The sequence below is a fragment of the Gemmatimonadaceae bacterium genome (assembly GCA_019637355.1).
In the GTDB taxonomy this organism is placed as follows: domain Bacteria; phylum Gemmatimonadota; class Gemmatimonadetes; order Gemmatimonadales; family Gemmatimonadaceae; genus Pseudogemmatithrix.
In genome coordinates, this window is sequence record JAHBVT010000003.1 from 1 (window position 1) to 3754 (window position 3754).

At 59.2% G+C, this 3754-nt stretch carries 4 protein-coding genes; all 4 read left to right on the forward strand.

The genetic code is table 11. The annotated features are described in order from the left end of the window. The first annotated feature begins 29 nt into the window (after positions 1-29). Positions 30-1259, forward strand: a complete 1230-nt coding sequence (locus tag KF689_14440) for a hypothetical protein (GenBank protein MBX3134578.1) — start codon at positions 30-32, stop codon at positions 1257-1259. Positions 1260-1731: 472 nt separating this feature from the next. Next, entirely contained in the window at positions 1732-2826 is a 1095-nt protein-coding gene (locus tag KF689_14445) for a hypothetical protein (protein MBX3134579.1), read from the forward strand. Further along, positions 2823-3011 (forward strand): hypothetical protein, encoded by a 189-nt coding sequence (locus KF689_14450; protein MBX3134580.1) that lies wholly within the window; start codon positions 2823-2825, stop codon positions 3009-3011. The genes KF689_14445 and KF689_14450 overlap by 4 nt, the downstream gene beginning before the upstream one ends. After that, positions 3012-3440 carry a PIN domain-containing protein gene (locus KF689_14455; protein ID MBX3134581.1) on the forward strand — a complete coding sequence of 143 codons (429 nt, stop codon included), beginning with the start codon at positions 3012-3014 and terminating at the stop codon, positions 3438-3440. Positions 3441-3754: the final 314 nt, after the last annotated feature.

Genomic DNA, 3754 nt, shown 5'->3' on the forward strand with positions numbered 1-3754 from the left:
TATCCTGACCATCGTAATCCGGGCGCGGAATGCAGATTGACCCGAGCAAACCGTTATCACCTCAGCTGATACCGGCATCCAGCACGGTCCTCGAGGAGCTTGCAGCCGCAACATGCGCTTCCGTGGGCTACACCGTGCTTCGTGGCTTGTGCTACGAACTCGGAGGTCAGCACGCTGCCCAGATTGACGTCTACGCAAGCATCTTCAGTCCTTGGAGAGAATCTCGAATTCTGTTTGAATGCAAGGGAGGAACTCCTTCTTTCAACGACATTCGCAAGTTTGCGTCCCTTAGGCAGCTTCTGAGCCCACCTGCTGACGATCACGTCCTGATTGTGCAGCAGGCGTGCCCGACCAACCGCCAGGAGCTCGCGGAGCTACTTGGGTGCCGCATTGTCGAGAAGCCACAGCTTTCGTCATTCGTCTTGCCGCTCTTGGGCGGCGCACCCCTGAGGAAGCAGCGAGTAGTGTCGCTCAATCGCTATTTGGCGTGGCAGGCGCTTCACACCCACTTCGTCGGGCAAACCGCTCTCCATGCAAGGCTCAAGGAGCATTATCGTTTCCTGACTACTGACCTCTGGCTTGTCGGCGACCCTGAGCAGCAGGTCGGGCACTCTTTCGACGCCTATCAGAATCGATTCAAGACGGCGCCAGAGGATGTCGCTATCTCGCGAAAGCAGGACGTGCTGCAAGCGGCGTACAATGCGCCTGACGACATTGTCGAATCGGCATTCTACGTCATGCTGCTACACCGCATCATGAACGCCTATGCGGTCGAACGCTACACGCTTGATCTCATGCAGCATGGCGATGCGATAAAGTTGATTACTCACCACGGTCCACAGCTTGCCTCAGCAGTATCAGCTCTCTCTTCGCGACCGCGGCACCTCGATTGCTTTCCCGCTTTCCTCCAGACTTTCTTCTTTGTCTGGGGTGGTTTCCTGTACATGCCTAGGCGAGACGAGGAAGTCGCCGCTATTGCCGAAGAATGCTCCACAAGCCCGGCAGCTGTCGAGCACTATCTTCAGATCCTAGACGACCTTTATTCACGCGCCTTGTTTCAGGATTGGACCGACTTCCGTTTCTTCAAGTGGGTTCCCGGCGCCTTCCGCGCCCTGGGTGGACTGCACCGTCGCGCACTTGATCCCACTGCGTATGCGAGCGTTACCTTCTTTGGCACATCGCAGCCCAAGCACCTTCTGGCGCTTGACCGCGGCCTCAGCGCGATTGGCGGCCATAAAGGACTGCGCTACACACCGTAGACGGGTGCGCGCAGGATAACGACGCTTGCTGCCGATGAACGCGGTGCGGATTGGGTTTGGCGGCGCGTCCGTGATGGCCTAGGCTTGGTTGCGGACGCCCCGCCAAACCCTTCTTATTGGAGCGTTCACAGCAGAAGCACACGTTATGCGGCAGGGTCCGAGTCCACGGTGCTGCGGATGCGTCGTGACGGATCGCCGACTTGCGTGGCAAGGTCCTCAACGGCTCTTCGGGGGTTCGAGCGGATGGTCGTGTGCGCGCCGGCGGGGGCGCTCCTCACGTCGCGCTGGGCGCAATTTTCCCGCGCGGCGCCAGGCCTCCGCATAACGCGGCTTGCTGCCGACAGGTGCCTTTGGTAGCGCGGGCTACGCCCGCGCGGTTTATTGGAGCACCTGCAGCAGAAGCGTACGTTATACGGATGCGAGAGCCTTGCGCGGCGCCTAGCTTCTAACGACCCACACTTGAGTAGGGACCATGCCGTTCGACGATCGAAAGCAGCTCATTTCGAAGATTGAGGAGCTCCGCGGCGGACGCAGGCTGCTCTGCTTCCTGAACTTCGACAGAGTCTCAGACCCCGGAGTACAGGGGCTATCGACGCAGTTCCACGCAGAGGTCAAGGAGGCGTTCTTTCGCATCCTCAAAGAGTCGAAGCCAGAGAAGGGCGTCGATCTGTTCTTGTACACTCGAGGCGGTGACACAAACTCTGTGTGGCCGCTCGTTAGTGTGATTCGGGAGTTTGATCCTGACTTTGAGGTCATAGCCCCCTTTCGTTGTCACAGCAGCGGAACGCTCGCGGCCCTCGGTGCTCGCCGGATCCACCTCGGCCCGCTATCCGAGCTGAGCCCGATCGACCCCTCCACGGGAAATCAGTTCAATCCGGTTGATCCCGCGAACCAAGCGAATCGGCTAGCGATTGGTGTCGAGGACGTCACCGCCTTCAGGGATTTCATCGCACTTCAGTTAGTGAAGGATGAGTCGAAGCTTAAGGAAGACTCCTTTCGGCCTTTTCTGGAGCGCCTAGTCGGAGCGGTTCACCCGCTCGCCCTAGGTAACGTCCAGCGCGTCGTTAAGCAGATCAACCAGCTGGCCGAGAAGTTGCTTGCGCTACACCCGGTCCAGGGCGAGAACACAAAGGAGGTCATCGCCAACCTCACGTCCGCGTTCCACTCGCACCTTCACATGATTAATCGGGACGAGGCTAGCCGTATCCTGGGAACGCGCATCTCCTTTATGGACAATGGGTTAGCAGATGCTTCCGATGCGCTACTCCGCTCCTATGAGGACGATTTCAACTTGCGGCAGAAGTTCTATTTGGCATCGTTCCTCGGAAACGACCTCACGAAGGACGTCCGCTTCGTCGGCGGGGTTGCGGAGGCGGCCGCTCGGTCGTATCTCTTTGTGACATCAGGAGTTCTGCGGCAGACAACGAAGCTGCCGCCCAACGTACAAGTACAGATCCCCCCTGGTCAGCCAATGCCGCTCGTTCAAGGCCTTCCGCGGGACATTCAGTTTGAGATCGCGGCCCAGGGATGGAAGCACAACGAGCACCCGCAGGGAGTAACGAAATGACAGAGTTTCGATTTGTTGTCGAGCAGTTTTCGCTCTCGACTGCCGACGAAGAAGCCAGCCTGGTTGTGGATCAAGACTGGGACGAGAACGTCGCGCCGGAGAGCCAGGCCACTCTACCGCCCGGAAACTACCGAGTGCTCGCCGGAGAGCTTTTCCGGATTGTCCCGGGGAGCCCGGCTGTTTGAGTGAGCGTCAGCACCGCGTATGAACTAGCGGTCCTGCTAGACACATCAGCAGTGATTGCATTGCATGATCCCGCCGAGCCTCGCCACGCAGAGGCTCGGCGGTTCTTCGTGTCGAGTGACCATCTGCTCTATTGTTTGGATGTCACATCACACGAATGCTTTACTCGCGTCCGATACGCCTCCTCGTACACGAAGGCCCGGGAGCACTTCGACTTTCTGCGCGAGAACACTCGCGTGAAACTGTTGCGCCTCGAAGCTTCGGACGAGACGAATGCGTTGCGCTTGCTTGAGAAGTATGCGGAGCACGCTCTCAGCTTTCACGACGCGCTTTGTGCGGCCGTGATGCTTCGGCTCGGAATTCCGAACATCTTCTCGCTAGACGACGACTTTAGCATCCTCGGTTTTGTGGTATACCCGTACCCGACATAGTCCGCGCCACCGTATAACGACGCTTGCTGCCGACGAGCGCAGGTATGGTAGCGGTTGTGGGGCCTCGCCTTCATCTTCTGTAAGGTTTGGCGAGGCCCCACAACCGCATTTCATTGGAGCGCTCGCAGCAGAAGCACACGTTATGCGGCAGGGTCCGAGTCCACGAAGCTTCCGAGGCGTCGCGGCGAAACGCCGGCTCGTCGTGCGCGCCCCCCAACACACTTTAGGTGGTCCGTGCGGAAGGTTCCGCGCGCGGCGTGTGCGACCGGACCCGAACGCCGAGCGCAGGGCGCCGAATCGCGGCGCTGCCGCAT